Annotated in this window: 16 protein-coding genes; 8 read left to right on the top strand and 8 right to left on the bottom strand. The window is 68.3% G+C overall.

Translation table 11 applies throughout. The annotated features are described in order from the left end of the window. Positions 1 to 25: 25 nt before the first annotated feature. Positions 26 to 1,294 (bottom strand): efflux RND transporter periplasmic adaptor subunit, encoded by a 1,269-nt coding sequence (locus ACPEH1_RS14520; RefSeq protein ID WP_017354868.1) that lies wholly within the window; start codon positions 1,292 to 1,294, stop codon positions 26 to 28. 205 nt (positions 1,295 to 1,499) lie between these two features. Here ACPEH1_RS14520 and glmS point away from each other — a divergent pair, with 205 nt between their 5' ends. After that, a complete protein-coding gene (gene glmS, locus ACPEH1_RS14515) occupies positions 1,500 to 3,341 on the top strand; it encodes a glutamine--fructose-6-phosphate transaminase (isomerizing) (protein WP_017354867.1) in 1,842 nt (613 codons plus the stop codon). A 34-nt stretch (positions 3,342 to 3,375) separates the two neighbouring features. On the opposite strand, the gene ACPEH1_RS14510 is transcribed toward glmS, so the two are convergent. Then, a complete protein-coding gene (locus ACPEH1_RS14510; RefSeq protein ID WP_423715976.1) occupies positions 3,376 to 4,209 on the bottom strand; it encodes a serine aminopeptidase domain-containing protein in 834 nt (277 codons plus the stop codon). 362 nt (positions 4,210 to 4,571) lie between these two features. On the opposite strand from ACPEH1_RS14510, the gene ACPEH1_RS14505 reads away from it, so the two are divergent. Further along, positions 4,572 to 5,003, top strand: coding sequence for a CBS domain-containing protein (locus ACPEH1_RS14505; RefSeq protein ID WP_017354865.1), 432 nt, complete (start codon positions 4,572 to 4,574; stop codon positions 5,001 to 5,003). Positions 5,004 to 5,062: 59 nt separating this feature from the next. Here ACPEH1_RS14505 and ACPEH1_RS14500 read toward each other — a convergent pair whose 3' ends face one another. From ACPEH1_RS14500 to ACPEH1_RS14490, 3 genes are all read right to left on the bottom strand, one after another. Continuing rightward, positions 5,063 to 6,496, bottom strand: coding sequence for a UdgX family uracil-DNA binding protein (locus ACPEH1_RS14500; protein ID WP_423715975.1), 1,434 nt, complete (start codon positions 6,494 to 6,496; stop codon positions 5,063 to 5,065). Between the two features lies 1 nt (position 6,497). Beyond that, positions 6,498 to 7,814: a putative DNA modification/repair radical SAM protein gene (locus tag ACPEH1_RS14495; RefSeq protein WP_153164807.1), complete on the bottom strand. Its 1,317-nt coding sequence runs from the start codon at positions 7,812 to 7,814 to the stop codon at positions 6,498 to 6,500. 87 nt (positions 7,815 to 7,901) lie between these two features. Beyond that, positions 7,902 to 8,330, bottom strand: a complete 429-nt coding sequence (locus ACPEH1_RS14490; protein WP_017357231.1) for a VOC family protein — start codon at positions 8,328 to 8,330, stop codon at positions 7,902 to 7,904. Positions 8,331 to 8,469: 139 nt separating this feature from the next. Between ACPEH1_RS14490 and ACPEH1_RS14485 the strand changes: the two genes are divergently transcribed. Next, complete coding sequence (locus tag ACPEH1_RS14485) at positions 8,470 to 8,835, top strand: hypothetical protein (protein WP_136005215.1); 366 nt, start codon at positions 8,470 to 8,472, stop codon at positions 8,833 to 8,835. Between the two features lie 53 nt (positions 8,836 to 8,888). Here the strand turns inward: ACPEH1_RS14485 and gloA are convergent, their stop codons facing one another. Next, positions 8,889 to 9,416, bottom strand: a complete 528-nt coding sequence (gene gloA / locus ACPEH1_RS14480; RefSeq protein WP_423715974.1) for a lactoylglutathione lyase — start codon at positions 9,414 to 9,416, stop codon at positions 8,889 to 8,891. A 112-nt stretch (positions 9,417 to 9,528) separates the two neighbouring features. On the opposite strand from gloA, the gene ACPEH1_RS14475 reads away from it, so the two are divergent. Together ACPEH1_RS14475 and ACPEH1_RS14470 are read left to right on the top strand one after the other, a co-directional pair. Continuing rightward, positions 9,529 to 10,641 carry a PLP-dependent cysteine synthase family protein gene (locus tag ACPEH1_RS14475; protein ID WP_017357234.1) on the top strand — a complete coding sequence of 371 codons (1,113 nt, stop codon included), beginning with the start codon at positions 9,529 to 9,531 and terminating at the stop codon, positions 10,639 to 10,641. Between the two features lie 118 nt (positions 10,642 to 10,759). Further along, a complete protein-coding gene (locus ACPEH1_RS14470) occupies positions 10,760 to 12,793 on the top strand; it encodes a M3 family metallopeptidase (protein WP_312706975.1) in 2,034 nt (677 codons plus the stop codon). Positions 12,794 to 12,810: 17 nt separating this feature from the next. Here the strand turns inward: ACPEH1_RS14470 and ACPEH1_RS14465 are convergent, their stop codons facing one another. Then, the gene (locus tag ACPEH1_RS14465) at positions 12,811 to 13,623 is read right to left on the bottom strand and encodes an SDR family oxidoreductase (protein ID WP_017357236.1); all 813 of its coding nucleotides are present in this window, start codon (positions 13,621 to 13,623) and stop codon (positions 12,811 to 12,813) included. Beyond that, positions 13,614 to 14,207, bottom strand: a complete 594-nt coding sequence (locus ACPEH1_RS14460; protein ID WP_017357237.1) for a DUF1415 domain-containing protein — start codon at positions 14,205 to 14,207, stop codon at positions 13,614 to 13,616. The genes ACPEH1_RS14465 and ACPEH1_RS14460 overlap by 10 nt, the downstream gene beginning before the upstream one ends. Positions 14,208 to 14,463: 256 nt before the next feature. Here ACPEH1_RS14460 and ACPEH1_RS14455 point away from each other — a divergent pair, with 256 nt between their 5' ends. The 3 genes from ACPEH1_RS14455 to ACPEH1_RS14445 all read left to right on the top strand — a co-directional run bounded on the left by ACPEH1_RS14455 (position 14,464) and on the right by ACPEH1_RS14445 (position 18,262). Further along, positions 14,464 to 15,930, top strand: a complete 1,467-nt coding sequence (locus ACPEH1_RS14455; RefSeq protein ID WP_423715973.1) for a benzaldehyde dehydrogenase — start codon at positions 14,464 to 14,466, stop codon at positions 15,928 to 15,930. 14 nt (positions 15,931 to 15,944) lie between these two features. Continuing rightward, a complete protein-coding gene (locus tag ACPEH1_RS14450; protein ID WP_153164801.1) occupies positions 15,945 to 17,072 on the top strand; it encodes an NAD(P)-dependent alcohol dehydrogenase in 1,128 nt (375 codons plus the stop codon). A gap of 98 nt (positions 17,073 to 17,170) precedes the next feature. Continuing rightward, positions 17,171 to 18,262 (top strand): helix-turn-helix domain-containing protein, encoded by a 1,092-nt coding sequence (locus ACPEH1_RS14445; RefSeq protein WP_423715972.1) that lies wholly within the window; start codon positions 17,171 to 17,173, stop codon positions 18,260 to 18,262. The last annotated feature ends 33 nt before the right edge of the window (positions 18,263 to 18,295 follow it).

Here is an 18,295-nt window from a genome sequence, read left to right as displayed (position 1 = left end):
GTTGAGGATGGCGTGTGTTGGGGAATCAGTTGATGGAGACCTTTTCGGCATCGCCGAACAGATCGCTGCCGGACACCACGACGCGATCGCCGGGCTGCAGGCCAGAGAGGACTTCCACTTCACCCAGGCTGCTCACACCGAGCTTGACCGGGCGGCGGACGGCGGTGCTGCCGTCCATGACGTAGGCATTGCCGTTGCCCTGTTCGACGAACGGGCCGCGTTCCACCTTGACCACGTTGCGGCGGGTATCGAGCATCACCCGCGCCTGCATCCGCTGGCTCTGGCGCAGACCCTGCGGCTGCTTGTCGGAGAAACGGATGCGGGCGTTGACTTCGCCGGCCACCACCTCCGGCGACACCGCGCTGATCTCGCCCGGGAACGGCTGGCCGTTGCCGCTGGTCAGCTGCGCCGGGATGCCGATCGCCAGGTCGCGGGCGAAGCTCTCCGGCACCTTGATCTCGATCTCGAAGCGCGACAGGTCGACCACGCCCAGGATCGGGGCATTGGCAATCACATTGGTGTGCTGGGTCGCCTGGACCTGGCCGACCTGGCCATCGAACGGTGCGCGCAGGGTCAGGGCATCGACCTGCCGCTGGACTTCGGCCACCACCGCCTTCTGGCGTTCGGCCAGCAGGTGCTTGTTGCGGGCGTCGAGGTCGGCGCCCTGGCTCTGCAGGCGCGCATCGGTCTGCGCGTTGGCCAGCTGGATGTCGGCCTTCTTGAGGGTGTCGTTGGCCTTGGCCAGGTCGATCTGCGGCACCGCGCCGCCGTCAAAACCGCGCTGGTAGCGCTGCAGGTCGCGGTCGGCGGCCTGGCGCTCGATGGCGGCCTGGTCGGTTTCCTTGCGCGCCTTGGCGCGGGCCAGGGTGGCGTCGAGCGTGGCGCGGCTGGCTTCGGCTTCCAGGCCGGCCAGCGTGGCCTGTTCCTGGGCCAGTTTGCTGCGCAGTTCCGGGCTGTCGATCACGGCCAGTTCCTGGCCCTTCTTGACCACGTCGCCGGCGACCACCTTCAGATTCACCGTACCGGCCGAGATCGCGTACAGCACCGGGCTGTTGGCGGCGATCACACGGCCGTCGGCGGCGATGTCACGGACCAGGTCGCCGCGCTTGACCTCGGCGATGCGCACCCGCGCGCTGTCGAAGGAGCGGCTGGCACCCAGCCAGGCCCGTGCGGCAAAGCCGATGGCCAGCAGCACCACCAGTGCGGCCAGCCCCGGCCACAGCCAGCGCTTCCAGGGGGCAGGGGTGCCGGCAACGGAGAGAGTCTGGTCCTGGGCGGAAGTGTCGCGGATCATCGGGCTCGTTCGCGGTTGGGTTGCTCAAGAGAGAGCAGACTCCGTGCCAACTTTTAACCCAATAAAAACAATGGCTTGAACTTCTGGTCGGGCTGTCCGCCTGTCCGCGGACACCGGCGCGGACACTTTCGTTAAGCGGACAGCGGCGTGGCGGACACGGACGCCACGCTAGAATGCGAGGCTCAACGGCAGGGATCAGAATCATATGTGCGGCATTGTGGGAGCGATCGCCAATCGCGACGTGGTACCGGTACTCATCGAGGGACTGAAGCGGCTGGAGTACCGCGGCTACGATTCCTCCGGCATTGCCGTCATCGACGGTCGTGGCGCCCAGCCGGACGTACGCCGCGTGCGCCGCACCGGGCGCGTGGCGGAGATGGAGAAGGCAGCAGCCAGCGAGGGCTTCGATGCCATGCTGGGCATCGGCCACACCCGGTGGGCCACGCACGGCGGGGTGACCGAAGCCAACGCGCATCCGCACATCAGCCACGGGGTGGCGCTGGTCCACAACGGCATCATCGAAAATCATGAAGCACAGCGCGAGAAACTGATCGCGCTGGGTTACACCTTCGAGTCGCAGACCGATACCGAAGTCATTGCGCACCTGATGCACCATCACCTCAAGGACGGCGACACCCTGCTGTCGGCGTTGCAGCGCACGGTCAAGGAACTGACCGGTGCCTACGCGCTGGCGGTGATGAGCCGCGCCGAGCCGGAGCACTTCGTATGTGCACGCATGGGCTGCCCGCTGCTGGTTGGCCTGGGGGAGGACGAGAACTTCGTCGCCTCCGACGTGTCGGCGGTCATCTCGGCCACGCGCCGGGTGATCTTCCTGGAAGAAGGTGACACCGCCGATATCCGTCGCGATGGCGTGCAGGTGTACGACGACCGCGACCAGCCGGTCGCGCGCGAGGTGCACCTGTCGGACGTGTCGCTGGCCTCGCTGGAGCTCGGCCCGTACCGTCACTTCATGCAGAAGGAAATCCACGAGCAGCCGCGTGCATTGGGCGACACCATCGAGGCGGCGATCGACGCCGGTGGTTTCCCGGCCGAGCTGTTCGGCAAGAACGCCGAGGCCGTGCTGTCGGGTATCGAAGGCGTGCAGATCATCGCCTGCGGCACCAGCTACTACGCCGGCCTGACGGCGCGCTACTGGATCGAGGCCATCTCCGGCCTGCCGTGCAGCGTGGAGATCGCCAGTGAGTACCGTTACCGCGCCGCGTACGCCAATCCCAAGCACCTGATCGTCACCATTTCCCAGTCCGGCGAAACGCTGGACACGATGGAGGCGCTCAAGTACGCCAAGTCGCTGGGGCACCTGCATACGCTGTCGATCTGCAACGTGCCGGAAAGCGCGATTCCGCGTGCCAGCGAACTGGTCTGCTATACCCGCGCCGGCGCCGAGATCGGCGTGGCCTCGACCAAGGCCTTCACCACCCAGTTGGCGGCGCTGTTCCAGCTGACCGTGGTGCTGGGCAAGCTGCACGGTCGCGTGGATGCCGCGCAGGAAGCGGACTACCTCGAACAGCTGCGTTTCCTGCCGGGCAGCGTGCAGCATGCGTTGAACCTGGAGCCGCAGATCGCGGCCTGGGCCGAGCGCTTCGCGCGCAAGCCCAATGCGCTGTTCCTGGGCCGTGGCCTGCACTATCCGATCGCGCTCGAAGGCGCGCTCAAGCTCAAGGAAATCTCCTACATCCACGCCGAGGCCTATCCGGCGGGCGAGCTCAAGCACGGGCCGCTGGCGCTGGTGGACGAAGATATGCCGGTGGTGGTGATCGCGCCGAACGACAGCCTGCTGGAGAAGGTCAAATCCAACATGCAGGAAGTGCGCGCCCGCGGTGGGGAGCTGTTCGTGTTCGCCGACCAGGACAGCAACTTCGTCGAGTCCGAAGGCGTGCACGTGATCCGCACGCCGCGCCATGCCGGTGTGCTCAGCCCGATCGTGCATACCCTGCCGGTGCAGTTGCTGGCGTACCACACCGCGCTGGCGCGCGGCACCGACGTGGACAAGCCGCGCAATCTGGCCAAGAGCGTGACGGTGGAATAAGCGGTCGACTGTGGTGGCCCGCCGACGACGCGACTCAGCGGCGCAGCCACTGCTCGCCGTCGCGCGGCGGCGCCGCCAGCAGCTGCGTCGCCTGATCGTCGGCCAGTACCCGGGACTGCAGGAACGCGGTGCCGAGGGCGCGGGCACGAAGCACCTGGGCGCCGTCCTGTGCGCCGATCAGATTGTGGTCGCCGCCTGACAGCACCAGCGCGGTCTTGTCGCCCGCCGGTGCGGTCTGCACCGGATACAGGTGATCCACCGGATCGGTGACGAAGCCCGGCACCCGGTCCTGGTCGCCGGTGATCAGCAGCAGTGGCACCGCCAGTGTGGCATAGGCATCCGGGCCGATCAGGCCCGGAATACGGCCCGGCGAGGAGTAGCCCAGCACCGCCACCACGGTGGGATCGCGCAGGGGGCCAAGGTCGGCGAGCGCGCCCCCGAGTATCGCCGAAATCAACGTCCCCAGGCTGTGGCCGGCAGCCACCACCGGCACCTGCGGCCAGCGCGCCGCGGCATAGGCGCTGGCCGCATGCATGTCCACGAGGCGTTCGCTGAAGCCCTGCTGCAGGGAGAACTGCGCCCGGTCCGGGTGCCTGACCGAATCGACGTGCAGCGGTGCCACCACGGCAAAGCCTGCGTCCGACCAGGATTGCAGCAACGCGTCATAGCGTGCCGGCCATGCGCCGTGGCCGCTGGAGAACAGCACCACGCCGCGGACCTCTGCCGGGACCCAGACATCCATCGTGGTGGCGCGCTCGGCGGACACCTGCAACGGCAGTGTGGCGGAAGGAGCCGCCGAGGCGCTGGCCAGGCCCGTCAGTGACAGCAGGGCGGCGATCAGGCCGCGGAAGAACAGGGAGCGGGTCATGCCGGGCATCCATCTGAAGAAGACAGCGCCACTGTAGAAAGCGGGCCCAACCGGGGCAGGTGCCGGCGGTCACCGGATCGACATGCCGGAAGTCACTTTGCCCGCCGGCCCACCCATCCCCCCCCGGTCGCGGTGGGGCGAACTTTAGCGGTGGCCGACGATGGCATTCAGCGACGGTTTTCCCGGCGGTGCCATTCTCAGGTCGTCAGTCGTTTTCAGCGACGAACTGTCCCGGATATGCAAACTCCCGGGCCAACGTGCGGCCGTAGAATCGAATGACCGAGGACCGGGCGCACACGCCGCCTCCCTCGCTGCAACCAGGCGCATCTCTCGACTTCAGTAACCTGCAACAGGAAACAAGAATGAACGTCCGCGAACTCCTGCAGTCCAAGAAACAGACCATCGTCACCATCGACGTGGACGACACCATCGGTGCCGCCGCACACAAGATGAGCGCGCACAAGATCGCCGCCCTGGTGGTGATGAAGGACGATGCACCGGTAAGGATCATTTCCGAGAAGGACATCGTGCGCTGCCTGGCCGATGACGGCCCGCAGGCGGGGCGCCGGGTCATCGCGACGTTGCCGTCGGCAGGTCTGGAAGGCATCGCGCCGGATGCAACGCTGAAGCAGGCGATGGCGTTGATGACCTACTCGCGGCACCGCCATCTGATGGTGACCGAAGACGCCAGGCTGGTCGGCATCCTGAGCCTGGGCGACATCGTCAAGAACCTGCTCAGCGAACTGGAGCTGGAGAAGGCGGTGCTGCAGGACATCTACATGGCGGCGCACTGACGCCAGCGGGCAGCCACGCGGGAAGGTGCCGACCGCTGGCCGGCATCGCTCTTGGCGCGTCACCGGGCGGGATGGTCGTCGACCAACCGTTGCAGGTCCTCCAGCAACAGCCGATAGGCCGCCTCCCGCGCCTCTCCCTCGCCCTGTCGCAGCACCCACGCCGGGTGCACCGTGGCGAAGGCGCGCGTGCCATCGTCCAATGAATGCCAGCGGCCGCGGTGCTCCTTCAGTGTGAAGCCGGCACCGAATACGGCGCTTGCCGCAGTCGCGCCCAGGCACACGATCACCTGGGGGCGGACGTTCTCGATCTCGCCCATCAGCCAGTCGCGGCAGGCGGTGATGTGCGTGACCTGCGGAGGGGTGTGGATGCGCCGCTTGCCGCGCCGCTCGAAACGGAAATGCTTGACCGCGTTGGTCAGGTACAGCGTGTGGCGGTCGATGCCCACCTCGCGCAGCGCGCGGTCGAGCAGCTGACCGGCCGGCCCCACGAACGGATGCCCGCTCAGGTCTTCGGCGTCCCCCGGCTGCTCGCCCACCAGCATGATCCGGGCGTCCGCGGGGCCCTGGCCGAACACGGTCCGGGTGGCCGGCTCCCATAGCGGGCAGCGTCGACAATGCGTGGCCGCCTCGCGCAGCCCCTCCAGGCCGGTTGGCGCGGAGGGTGCCGCCGGGGCCCGCTGCGGGATGCGGCGTGTCGGCGCCTGCGCCTGGCGGTCATGCATTTCCTGCACCCGGTCGCCGGCGTCGCGCACCAGGCCGGGCAGCAGCGCCGCTTCGGGCAGATGCTTCCAGTACCGCGTCGGCATCTCCTGCTGCATCATCCGCGTGTTGAGCCGGGCCGGGTTGAAGATGTTGGCGTAGTAGGTACGCCACAGCGCTTCGCGCGCATCCTCGCGCGGTGCATCCTGCTGCCGTGCGCCGGGGCCGAAGGCGAGTACGTGGCCATCCCACTGCACGCTGCGTGCCGGGGTCAGGATCGCCCAGCGCATACCGGCGAAGCGTCGCGCGAAAAACGGCGCAACGCGGTCCACGATGTGGTGCTCCGGTTCGAACCAGGCAATGAACGCATTGTCTTCGCCCGGCACTTCGCGAAAGCGCACGAAGGCCTTCATCTTGTGGCTGTCGCGGCGCACCGCCTGGGCCAGCGCCATCGCGCGGAGCACATCCGGGTCGGCCGGGTTGGTGAGCAGCCCGCGCTCGCCGTGCACGATGCGCCACAGCATGCGGTACAGCAGCGGGAGCCGCTGCGGGTCGCGGTGGCACAGGCAGGTGGACGCCAGGTCGAGGAACGCCTGCGGCACGGCAATGGCGGCGCTGTCGGCGGCCGGCGCGGGCAGGCTGGCCACCGCCGGCGCATCCAGCAGCGAGGCCTCGCCGGCCTCCAGCCAGTCGAGCTGTGCCGGTGCAACGCGGTGCTGCAGTGCCCGCCGCGCGGTGTCGCGCCAGGCCGGCAGCGACCACACCGGATCCACCCGCGCACTCCAGCGCGTCATCTCACTGCGTGGCCGCGTCGGGGAACAGCGACGCCTGCCGCGGCGGCGGTGCCAGGCGCGCGCGCAGGGCGGCCGGGTTGTCCAGTGCGCGTCGCGGGTGATGGTCGGCCAGTTGAACGAACGGCAGCAGCGTGCGCATCGGCGCGCGCAGACGCGCCACGTCGGCCACACGCAGGCGGCCGTGACGCCGTGCCATCAGCACCCGTTTCACGTTGCGTACGCCCAGCCCGGGCACGCGCAGCAGCATGTCCTTGGAGGCCACGTTGAGATCGACCGGGAAGCGCTCGGGGTGGCGGATCGCCCAGGCCATCTTGGGGTCGATATCCAGATCCAGCATGCCGCCCTGGGTGGTGTCGGTGATCTCCTCCACCGCGTAGCCGTAGAAGCGCAGCAGCCAGTCGGCCTGGTACAGGCGGTGTTCGCGTGCCAGTGGTGGTGCCTGCAGCGGCAGCAGGCGGCTGGCATCGGGAATCGGGCTGAAGGCGGAGTAGTACACCCGGCGCATCCGGTAGTTGCCATACAGGTTGTCGGCAGCGCTGAGAATCTGCTGGTCGCTGGCACCGTCGGCACCGACGATCATCTGCGTGCTCTGCCCGGCCGGGGCGAAGCGCGGTGGGCGGGCGCGCCTGGCCCCGGCACGCTTGAGCGGCGTGGCCGCAAGCGGCGACGACACCGTGGCGCTGCCGGCATCGCTGTCGGCCTTGGCCTGCTTGGCTTCGTCGATGCGCCAGCGCAGTTCGCCCATTGCCCCGCGGATGGACGGGAGTGATTTTTCCGGGGCGAAACTGGCCAGTCCGGTTTCGGTCGGCAGCTCGATGTTGATCGACAGGCGGTCGGCATGCCGGCCGGCTGCGGCCAGCAGTTCCGGCGACGCCTCGGGAATGGTCTTGAGGTGGATGTAGCCGGCAAAGCGGTGCTCCTCGCGCAGCACGCGTGCCACCTCCACCATCTGTTCCATCGTGTAGTCGGCATTGCGGATGATGCCGCTGGAGAGGAACAGGCCTTCGATGTAGTTGCGCTTGTAGAAGTCCATCGTCAACGCCACCACTTCAGCCACGCTGAAGCGTGCGCGCGGCACGTTGCTGGACACACGGTTCACGCAGTACGCGCAGTCGTAGATGCAGAAGTTGGTGAGCAGGATCTTCAGCAGCGAGACGCAGCGGCCATCCGGCGTGTAGCTGTGGCAGATGCCGGCACCTTCGGTGCTGCCGATGCCGCCGGACGTGCGCGAGTCGCGCCTGCCTGCGCCACTGGAGGCACAGGAGGCGTCGTACTTGGCGGCATCGGCCAGGATCGCCAGCTTGCGTATCGTTTCCATGCCGACACGGTAGGCAGCACCGGTCTCATCCCATGAGACGCGGCCGCTCCGACGCTGAAGCGTTCAGGGCGGCAGCGGGCGCGCAGGTCAGAAGGTGACTTTCACCGAATCGGCGCTGTAGGTCGCTTCGCCGTGGTACACGACTTCGATGTTGTTGCCATCCGGATCGATCACGAACGCGCCGTAGTAGCCCGGGTGGTACGGCCGTTCGCCGGGCGCGCCGTTGTCCTTGCCGCCGGCCGCCAGCGCGGCGACGTGGAAGGCATCCACCGTGGCGCGATCGCGTGCCTGGAAGGCCAGGTGGTGGCGGCCGGTCAGTTCACCGGCCGCGGCTTCGCTGTCGGCGGTGGAGATGAACAGTTCGTCGGCCCAGAAATACGTGTCGCCTTCGCCGGCGATGGGAATGCCGATCGTGTCGAACACCGCCTGGTAGAAGCGACGGCTGGCGGCGAGGTCGCGGACCACCAGCTGTAGATGATCGATCAGGCGGCCGCGATGCAGTTGCATGGTTTCCATGCCGACTCCCTTTGGATGGACAGGCCGGCAGATATACCACCGGGGGCGGCTGGCTGCACTACCGTGGCGCGCACGCTTCCGCCCGCGCCCGCGCTGCCCTAGGCTGCGCACTGGCGCCATCGTGGCATGGCGGGGAGAAATGACGATGCTGTGGTGGATGCTGCTGGCCCAGGCGGCCGTGGGAACCGGATACGACCAGGTGCGCGCGTTGGCGCACAGCGATGAAGGCAGTCTGGAGCCGGTGGCCTATGCCGCCATGATCGATGGCATGAGCCGGGTGGGGGGCGATGGCTTTGCACGCTGCCTGCCTACGCCCGCACCGGAGACGCTGGCTGCATTCACCGTGGTGCTGCAGTTGGACGCGCAGGGCAGGGTGGTGCGGACCTGGCGCGAGGGCGACGGTGCAGTCGCGCGCTGCATCGAGGCCGGATTCGCCGGCACCACCGTCTTCGTGCCGCCCAAGGCGCCGTTCCACGCGGCCTTTGAATTCCAGGGCCAGCCCTAGGCGGTGCCACGCACGCGCCGGGGTGGCCGGCGCGTGCGTGAATCGCGGCTGGATCAGGCGACCGGGGTGTTGGAGATGATCTCCACCCAGTAGCCGTCCGGGTCCTTGATGAAGGCCAGGTGCTTCATGCGGCCGTCCTCCAGGCGCTTCTGGTACGGCACCTGCAGGTCGTCGAAGCGCTTGCACGCGGCCTGGATGTCCGGCACCGACACGCAGATGTGGCCGAAGCCACGCGGGTCGCTGTTGCCGTCGTGGTAGACCGGGCCGTCCTGGATTTCCGTGCCGTGGTTGTGGGTCAGTTCCAGCACGCCGGGAATGCCGGCCATCCACAGGCGGCGGGCAGCGTCACCTTCGGGAATCTGCGTGCCCGCCGGCAGCAGGGCCAGGAAGTACAGGCTGAACGCGGCCTCGTCGAAGTCGCGCTGGTCGATCAGGCGGAAGCCGAGCACGCGGGTGTAGAAGTCCAGCGACGCGGTGATGTCCTTCACGCGCAGCATGGTGTGGTTGAACACGAAACCGCTGGTTTCGACCGGCGGCTGGGCGGCAACGCCGGGCGGGGACGGCAACGGGGCAAGGGTCATGGGGTTTCCTCTGGGGGAGGCCGCGCGCGGCGGCGAGACCGCCCATTCTAACGGCGCCCGCGTGGTCGGGCCGCGACGGTAGAATGGGGCGTCTCCTTGTGCAGCTTTCGTCATGTCGCAGCGTGAATGGGTGGCCGCCGCCATCCGCAAGATCGAAGCCGATTTCAACCGGTCGGCCGATACCCATCTGATTCCGATGGACCTGCCCGGGTACGCCGGCATCGACCTGTACTTCAAGGACGAATCCAGCCACCCCACCGGCAGCCTGAAGCACCGGCTGGCACGCTCGCTGTTCCTGTACGCGCTGACCAACGGCTGGCTGCGCGAGGGCCGCCCGGTGATCGAGGCGTCCAGCGGCTCCACCGCTGTGTCCGAGGCCTACTTTGCCCGTCTGCTGGGTCTGCCCTTCATCGCGGTGATTCCGGCCACGACCTCGCCGGAGAAGATTGCCGCGATCGAGTTCCAGGGTGGCAGCTGCCACCTGGTGGAACGCGCCTGCGACCTGAACTGCGATTCGGAAAAGCTCGCCCGCGACACCGGCGGCCATTTCATGGACCAGTTCACCTACGCCGAGCGCGCCACCGACTGGCGCGCCAACAACAACATCGCCGAATCCATTTTCAAGCAGATGGCCGAAGAGCCACATCCGGTTCCGGAGTGGATCGTGTGCAGCCCCGGTACGGGCGGCACCGCCGCCACGCTGGGACGCTACGTGAGCTACCGTCGCCATGACACCCGCATCCTCTGTGCGGACCCGGAAGTGTCGGTGTTCTACGACGGCTACTGCGCGGCTCTGGCCGGGCAGCCGTGGCGCGAGCTGACCTGCAGCGGGGGCTCGCGGGTGGAGGGGATCGGCCGGCCACGGGTGGAGTCCAGCTTCATTCCGACCAGCGTGGATGCGATGGTGAAGGTGCCCGATGCGCTGAGCCTGGCCGCGATGCGGCATGTCAGCCGGCAGTTGGGCCGCCGTGTCGGCGGCTCGACCGGCACCAACTTCATCGGCGTTCTGCAGGCTGCCGAATGGATGCGCCAGGCTGGCCGCAGCGGATCGATCGTGACCATTCTGTGCGACAGCGGCGAACGTTATGCGCACAGCTACTACAACCCCGAGTGGTATCCGCGTCAGGGCATCGAGGTGGATCAGCCCGATGCGTGGGTTGCGGCCGCCGTGAACGGCCAGGGGTTGGCGCCCCTGCCGCACGCCGCGCTGGAAACGCTGTACTGATCCAGCCGCCGGGCGGCAGCGCCGGCCAGGCAGGAACGTTGGCCAGCGCCCCTTGTGCGCGGAGCGGAGCAGTGCCATATCGAGGGTGATGCCGCGCGTGCGGCCCTGTTGTCTGGAGATGCCCGTGACCCCCACCAATCCCCTGCTCGATTTTTCCGGCCTGCCGCGCTTCGACGCGATCCAGCCCGACCATGTCGGTCCGGCCGTCGAGGCGCTGCTGGCCGAGGCCGAGGCTGCCGTGAAGGTGGCCGAGACCGTCACCCCCGTGACCTGGGCAACGTTCGTGGAGCCGCTTGACGACGCCACCGATCGGCTGTGGCGCGCCTGGGGCCAGGTGACCCACCTGCAGGGGGTGGTCAATACCCCGGCGCTGCGTGAGGCCTACAACGCCAACCTGCCCAAGGTGACGCGTTTCGGCAGCGCGATGAGCCAGAACCTGGCGCTGTATGCGCAGTACCGCGCGTTGGCCGAGGCACCGGAAGCGGCGCAGTACGCGCCGGCCCGGCGCAAGGTGCTGGACAACGCGCTGCGTGATTTCCGCCTCGGTGGCGCAGAGCTGGACGACGCCGGCAAGTCGCGTTTCAGCGCGATCCAGGAGGAACTGGCGGCCTTGTCGGCGACCTTCTCGCAGAATGTGCTGGATGCCACCGACGCGTGGTCGCTGCACGTGGAAGACCGCATCGCACTGGCGGGTCTGCCCGCCGACGTGGTGTCCGCCGCGCGCGAAGCGGCGGAGAAGGCCGGGCTGTCCGGGTGGAAGTTGACGCTGCAGATGCCGTGCTACCTGCCGGTGCAGACCTACGCCGATCATCGTCCACTGCGTGAAACGCTGTACCGCGCCAATGCCGAACGGGCCTCCGAATTCGGCGATGCCGCGCTCGACAACAGCGCCAACATCGCACGCATCCTGGCGCTTCGCGCCGAGCTGGCCACGCTGCTTGGCTTCCCCAATTACGCCGAGTACTCCATCGCCACCAAGATGGCGCAGGATGCCCCGCAGGTACTGGGCTTCCTGCGTGACCTGGCTGCCCGTGCCAAGCCCTACGCGCAGCGCGACCGCGCCGAGCTGGAGGCCTTTGCACGCGACGAACTGCAGCTGGACACGCTGCAGGCGTGGGACCTCGCCTACGTCGGCGAGAAGCTCAAGCAGGCGCGCTACAGCTACTCCGAGCAGGAGGTGAAACCGTACTTCACCGAGCCGACCGTGCTGGAGGGGTTGTTCAACCTCATCCACGAGCTGTATGGCCTGCAGGTGCTGCCCGACAGCGCGCCGGTATGGCACCCGGATGTGCGCTTCTTCCGCCTGGTGGATGCGCAGGGCGCACTCGTCGGGCAGTTCTACCTGGACCTGTACGCCCGCGAAGGCAAGCGGGGTGGGGCGTGGATGGACGACTGCCGCAACCGGCGCGCGACCGCGGCCGGGGTGCAGACACCGCTGGTGTACCTGGTCTGCAACTTCGGCCGTGGCAGTGATGGCCGCCCGGCGACCTTCACCCACAGCGATGTCACCACGCTGTTCCACGAAATGGGCCACGGGCTGCACCAGTTGCTGACCCGCGTCGATGAGCTTGCCGTGGCCGGCATCAACGGCGTGGAGTGGGATGCGGTGGAACTGCCCAGCCAGTTCATGGAGAACTTCTGCTGGGAATGGGACCGGGTGCAGGCGATGACCGCGCACGTCGACACGGGCGAGCCGCTGCCGCGCGCGTTGTTCGACCGCATGCTGGCCGCGCGCAATTTCCAGAGCGGCATGTTCACTGTGCGCCAGTTGGAATTCGCGCTGTTCGACATGCAGCTGCACAGCGAGTTCGATCCCACCCAGGACAGCGTCATCGCGCTGCTGGAGCGGGTGCGCGACGAAGTGGCCGTCAACCGGCCGCCCGCATGGAGCCGCTTCCCGCATCAGTTCAGCCACATCTTCGCCGGCGGGTATGCGGCCGGCTATTACAGTTACAAGTGGGCCGAAGTGCTCAGCGCCGATGCGTATGCCGCCTTCGAGGAAGCGCCGGACCGGACCGCCGAAACCGGCCGGCGGTTCCTTGAGGAAGTGCTGTCGCGCGGTGGCAGCCGCAGCGCGGCGGAGAATTTCGCCGCCTTCCGCGGGCGCGCGCCGGATGTGGCGGCGTTGCTGCGGCACAACGGCATGGCGTAACCGTGATGTGCCGGGCCTTACGTGTAAAGCATGGTCCGGGTCATGCCGCCATCGACGATGTGGTCCTGTCCGGTGATGAAGCCGGACAGTGATGACAGCAGAAACACGGCCAACGCACCGATGTCGTCGGGTTGGCCGACGCGGCCGACCGCGTGCTGGGCATGGTCCCGGCGCGACAGCTTGGGCGCACGGCGTCGGGCCGGTGCCTGCCACGCTTCGGTGGTGATCCAGCCGGGGCTGATGCTGTTCACGCGCACCTGCGGGCCTTCACTGATGGCCAGCGCATGGGTGAAGGCGACCAGCCCACCTTTGGCGGCCGCATAGGCCTCGCTGTCCGCCTCGGACTGCCAGGCGCGGGTGGATGCAATGTTGATGATGGCGCCGGTCTGCGTATCCGTCGACGACGCGCGCAGCGCGGGCAGCGCATGCTTGCTGCACAGGAACGCGCCATGCAGGCTGGACAGCCGGCGCTGCCACTCGGTGAGCGTCATCGCGTCCAACGGCGTGCCATGCGCGCTGGCGATGCCGGCATTGTTGACCAGCCCGTCGAGGCGGCCGAAGCGTTTGAGCGTGGCGTTGATCAGCGCCTGCACGCTGCGCTCGCGGGCAACGTCGGTGCGTTGGAACGCGGCGCGTCCGGGCAGCGCCCATTCCTTCAGGCAGGCCTTGCCGGCGTCGGCGTCGAGGTCGGCGATCATCACGCTGCCGCCAGCCCCGAGCACGGCCTGCGCGATGCCGCGGCCCACCCCCTGCGCGCCACCGGTCACCACCACCACGCGGTCGCGCAGCGGCAGTGCAGGCCAATCGGCAATTGCCGGGGTCAGTGGCACGGCGGAGTGTCCTTGCGCCCGAGCAGGCGGGTCCAGCCTTCCACGCCGAGCTTGTCGAGGGTCTCGATGTTGCGCTCGACGATCACGTCCGGATCGGGGAACGCCGCCACTGCACGCTCCACGCTGTCCTCGCGGAGCAGGTGCAGGGTCGGGTAGGGCGCGCGGTTGGTGTAGTTGCTCACATCGTCCGGGGCGACACCGGCGAACTGGTACTGCGGATGGAAACTGGCCACCTGCAGGATGCCCTGCAGATCGAGCGCCTCGATGGCCGCATCGGCGTTGTCGAGGAAGTCGTTGTAGTCCAGGAAGTCGGTGAGGACGTCCGGGTGCACGATCAGCGTGGTGTCGATCTGCTCGGCGGGCGTATCGCGCAGCAGCACCAGTTCCTCGGCCAGCTGCTCGACCAGCGCCTCGGGCGTGGTCGCGTCGCTGAGCACGAAGCGCACCTGGTTCTTCACGTACACGGCCTTGGCGAAGGGGCACAGGTTCAGGCCGATGACGATCTGCTCCAGCCAGGTGCGGGTTTCGGCGATGACGTCGGGGCCGTCCGGGGCGGTGGCGTCGGTGAAGGAGTCATCGTTCATGGCGGGCGGTGTCGCTGGCTGGGCAGGCGATTGTACGGCCCCGGCCCGGTGGCGGGCGTGTGGTGCGCGCGTCGGCACCGACACCACTGTCCATTGACTGGACAGTGTGCATGCTGGAAATCCCTTTGCAGGCAGTGGGTTGCCGATTTCCCGCCGATGGCCGATAGGCAGTACGCGATGGCGGGTATCCAATGCCTGGGTGAACCATGTGCAGAAGGCGGCCCTGGGGTCGTTCTTCGTCAAAAGGAGTCAACAGATGAGCGATACACCGCAGTTCCTGCCCACCTCCCTGTGGTCCGGCACGCTGTTCGACGGCACCTGGCGTGCCCGTGTCAGCACCCAGGACGTGATCGAACCGGCCACCGGAGCCCCCCTGGGATCGATCGGAATGACCGACCCGGCCGGCATTGCCGCCGCCGCCGCCACCGCGGCCCAGGCGCAGCGTGACTGGGCCAGCGCCCCGTATGAGACGCGTGCGCAGGTGCTGCGGCGCGCCGCGCAGCTGGCCGAGCAGCACACCGACGCGATTGTGGACTGGCTGGTCCGCGAAAGCGGATCGACCCGGCTGAAAGCCGGCTTCGAGGCCAAGGTCAACGTCAAGGCGCTGCACGAAGCGGCCGCGCTGCCCTCGCGCAGCATCGGCGAGGTGCTGCCGTCCGAACCGGGCCGGCTGAACCTGGCCCGCCGCCGCCCGCTCGGCGTGGTGGGCGTGATCGCGCCGTTCAATTTTCCGTTGTACCTGGCGATGCGCGCGGTGGCGCCGGCCCTCGCGCTGGGCAATGCGGTGGTCCTCAAACCCGACCCGCGCACGGCGGTCTGCGGCGGCTTCGTGATTGCGCGGCTGTTCGAACTGGCCGGATTGCCGGCGGGCCTGCTGCATGTACTGCCCGGGGATGGTGCGGCCGGTGCGGCGCTGACCCGCGATCACAACATCGCCATGATCCAGTTCACCGGGTCCACCGGCGCCGGGCGCAAGGTCGGCGAAGCGGCCGGCCGGCATCTGAAGAAAGTGTCGCTGGAGCTGGGCGGCAAGAACTCGCTGATCGTGCTCGACGATGCCGACATCGACCTGGCCATCGCCAACACCGCCTGGGGCGTGTACCTGCACCAGGGACAGATCTGCATGGCCACCGGACGGGTGCTGGTCCAGCGCAGCATCCATGCCCGGTTCCTGGAAAAGCTGGTGGCCAAGGCACGCTCGCTGAAGGTGGGCGATCCGGCCACCGGCGACGTGGCGATCGGGCCGCTGATCAGCGCGCAGCAGCGCGACCATGCCGCGCGCGTGGTCGCCGAGGCGCAGGCGGCCGGCGCCACGCTGGCCACCGGTGGCGGTTACCGCGACCTGTTCTTCGAACCGACTGTCCTCAGCGATGTGGGCCGCGACAACCCGGCGTTCCACGAGGAGATCTTCGCGCCGGTGGCGGTGGTGGTGCCGTTCGATACCGACGAGGAAGCGGTGGAGCTGGCCAACGACAGCGAGTACGGCCTGTCGATGGCGGTTCTGTCGAGCAACGTCGGCCGCGCGCTGAAGCTGGGCGAGCGGCTGCGTACCGGCCTGCTGCACATCAACGACCAGACCGTGAACGATGAGGTGATCAATCCGTTCGGTGGCGTCGGTGCGTCCGGCAACGGCACCAGCATCGGCGGGCCGTCCAACATCGACGAGTTCACCCAGTGGCAGTGGCTGACCGTCAAGGGCGAAGCGCCCGCCTATCCGATCTGAACGAGGACAATGTCATGACCGCAACAGCAGAACTGCGCGACATCACCGTGGCCGTGGTGCGCGAAAAAGAACAGCCTTTCACGATCGAGAAGGCGCGCATCCGCGGGCCGCAGGACGACGAGGTGCTGGTCCGCGTGGTCGCCACCGGCCTGTGTCATACCGACCTGATCGTGCGTGACCAGTACTACCCGGTACCGCTGCCGGCCGTGCTCGGCCATGAAGGAGCGGGCGTGGTCGAAGCGCTGGGCCCCGGGGTCAAGGAGCTCAAGGTTGGCGACCACGTGGTGCTGACCTACGGCGCATGTGGCCACTGCAATCCGTGCAGTGGCGGCCACGGCGCCTACTGCCGCGACTTCTTCGGCCTGAACTTCGGCGGCGGTGCGCTGGATGGCAGCACCGCGATCCAGGATCCCGACGGCAACCCGCTGCACGACCACTTCTTCGCGCAGTCCTCGTTTGCCACCTATGCATTGAGCCGCGAGAACAATGCGATCAAGGTGCCCGACGATGCACCGATCGAACTGCTCGGGCCGCTGGGCTGCGGCATCCAGACCGGTGCCGGCGCGGTGATCAATTCGCTCCGGGTCGGCGCGGGCAGCAGCTTCGCCAGCTTCGGTGCCGGGGCAGTGGGCCTGAGTGCGGTGATGGCCGCGCGCGTTGCGGGCGCGACCACCATCATCGCCATCGATGTGGTGCCTTCGCGGCTGGCGCTGGCCACGGAACTGGGCGCCACCCATGTCATCAACAGCCGCGAGGTGGACGTGGTCGAGGCCGTGCGTGCGATCACCGGCGGTGGCGCCGACTTCGCGCTCGAATCCACCGGCCGTCCCGAGGTGCTCGCGCAGGGCATCGAGGCACTCGGCAGCCTCGGCGTGATCGGGGTGGTGGGCGCGCCCAAGCTGGGCACCAAGGCCGAGTTCGACGTCAACAATCTGCTGCTCGGCGGCCGCAGCATCCGCGGCATCGTGGAGGGCGACAGCGTGCCGAAGGTGTTCATCCCGCAACTGGTGCAGTTGTACCAGCAGGGGCGGTTTCCGTTCGACAGGCTGGTGAGGTTCTATCCCCTGGATCAGATCAATCAGGCCGCCGAAGACAGCACCCGCGGCATCACGCTCAAGCCGATCCTGACCCTCGGCGGATGAAACGGTCCGTCGCGGCCGCCAGGGGCCGCGACGGCGGTGTCAGTCAGCGTGGCGGGTGTACGCTCACGGTCCGGGTAGGAGATCGACCGATGGGCGGCATGCAGCGGGAACAGCAACAGGCATTGGCGGCGGCGCGCCAGCGCTTCGCAGACGGCGGTGCACTGGCCGGCGCCCTGCTGGCACCGCCGCTCCAGCGTTCCTGGGAGCGCTCGCGGCTGGCAGGCGTACAGCCGCGGCAGGAACCGCATTACGCGCCGCTGGCCCGCCACGCCGGGCGCCTGGATGCCCCGGCCGATCGCCGCCTGGCGCGTTGCGTGCGCGAGGAGCTGGATCGTCTCTGGGCCGCGTTCGGCGGACGGCAGTGGACACTGTTCTGCGTCAATGCCGAGGGCAGGGTGATCGCCCAGCGCGAGCATGGCCTGGCCGACGTGCCGGTCCTGCGGCCCATCCAGGTGGGGCGCCAGCTTCGCGAGTGCGACATTGGCACCACCGCGCCGTCATGCAGCCTGGCCGAGGATGCGCCGGCGCTGGTGCGCGGCAATGAACACTATCTGGACCGCTTTGCCGCCGTGTTCTGTCTGAGCGTGCCGTTGCACGGACTCGACGGCGACGTGCTGGGCGCGCTGGACATCACCGGGACCGGCGAGCGCGACGCGGAGCTGCTGCATGGTTACTTCCGCCAGGCAGCGTTGTCGGCCGAGAACCGGCTGATGCAGGCACAGCGCGCCTGCCATCTGCTGGCCGTGCAGCACGACGCACGCTGGTTGCATTCGCCGCTGCAGGGGCTGTTGGCCGTACAGGAGGATGGACGGATCCGGGCCGCCAACCGCGTGGCCCGGCGTCTGTTCGGGCTGCCCCGGCGCGGCCCGTTGCCGCTGCTGACGCTGGAGGGTCTGTTTGCCGGCGCCAGCGTGCACCAGCGGCGTCGTCTGCTGCAGGCGGGCGCGCCGTACCGGGTACGCCTGGACGAGGACACTGCGGTGCATGTGCAGTACCTGCGCGCGCCGCTGGCGGCACGCGCCAGCCTGCGCGTGGAGGCAGACATCCATCCGGCGGGCGACCGCACGCTGCGCGCCCACAGCATCCAGGCCATGCGCGAGGCGGTGGCGACCCACCACGGCAACGTCAGCGCGGCGGCGCGCCAGTTGGGCGTATCGCGCACCACCCTCTACAAACACCTGCGACCGTAGCGCCGGGGTCTGCCCGGGCGGGTGTCAGGGTGC

This window comes from Stenotrophomonas sp. NPDC077421 (assembly GCF_049545505.1).
Taxonomy (GTDB): Bacteria; Pseudomonadota; Gammaproteobacteria; order Xanthomonadales; family Xanthomonadaceae; genus Stenotrophomonas; species Stenotrophomonas nematodicola.
Note: the sequence above shows the minus strand (reverse complement) of the source record. Positions and strands in the feature narration are given on the sequence as shown.

Excerpts from the sequence above, each read along its gene's own strand:
- ACPEH1_RS14520 (WP_017354868.1), bottom strand. The coding sequence starts at position 1,294 with ATGATCCGCGACACTTCCGCCCAGGACCAGACTCTCTCCGTTGCCGGC.
- glmS (WP_017354867.1), top strand. The coding sequence starts at position 1,500 with ATGTGCGGCATTGTGGGAGCGATCGCCAATCGCGACGTGGTACCGGTA.
- ACPEH1_RS14510 (WP_423715976.1), bottom strand. The coding sequence starts at position 4,209 with ATGACCCGCTCCCTGTTCTTCCGCGGCCTGATCGCCGCCCTGCTGTCA.
- ACPEH1_RS14505 (WP_017354865.1), top strand. The coding sequence starts at position 4,572 with ATGAACGTCCGCGAACTCCTGCAGTCCAAGAAACAGACCATCGTCACC.
- ACPEH1_RS14500 (WP_423715975.1), bottom strand. The coding sequence starts at position 6,496 with ATGACGCGCTGGAGTGCGCGGGTGGATCCGGTGTGGTCGCTGCCGGCC.
- ACPEH1_RS14495 (WP_153164807.1), bottom strand. The coding sequence starts at position 7,814 with ATGGAAACGATACGCAAGCTGGCGATCCTGGCCGATGCCGCCAAGTAC.
- ACPEH1_RS14490 (WP_017357231.1), bottom strand. The coding sequence starts at position 8,330 with ATGGAAACCATGCAACTGCATCGCGGCCGCCTGATCGATCATCTACAG.
- ACPEH1_RS14485 (WP_136005215.1), top strand. The coding sequence starts at position 8,470 with ATGACGATGCTGTGGTGGATGCTGCTGGCCCAGGCGGCCGTGGGAACC.
- gloA (WP_423715974.1), bottom strand. The coding sequence starts at position 9,416 with ATGACCCTTGCCCCGTTGCCGTCCCCGCCCGGCGTTGCCGCCCAGCCG.
- ACPEH1_RS14475 (WP_017357234.1), top strand. The coding sequence starts at position 9,529 with ATGTCGCAGCGTGAATGGGTGGCCGCCGCCATCCGCAAGATCGAAGCC.
- ACPEH1_RS14470 (WP_312706975.1), top strand. The coding sequence starts at position 10,760 with ATGCCCGTGACCCCCACCAATCCCCTGCTCGATTTTTCCGGCCTGCCG.
- ACPEH1_RS14460 (WP_017357237.1), bottom strand. The coding sequence starts at position 14,207 with ATGAACGATGACTCCTTCACCGACGCCACCGCCCCGGACGGCCCCGAC.
- ACPEH1_RS14455 (WP_423715973.1), top strand. The coding sequence starts at position 14,464 with ATGAGCGATACACCGCAGTTCCTGCCCACCTCCCTGTGGTCCGGCACG.
- ACPEH1_RS14450 (WP_153164801.1), top strand. The coding sequence starts at position 15,945 with ATGACCGCAACAGCAGAACTGCGCGACATCACCGTGGCCGTGGTGCGC.
- ACPEH1_RS14445 (WP_423715972.1), top strand. The coding sequence starts at position 17,171 with ATGCAGCGGGAACAGCAACAGGCATTGGCGGCGGCGCGCCAGCGCTTC.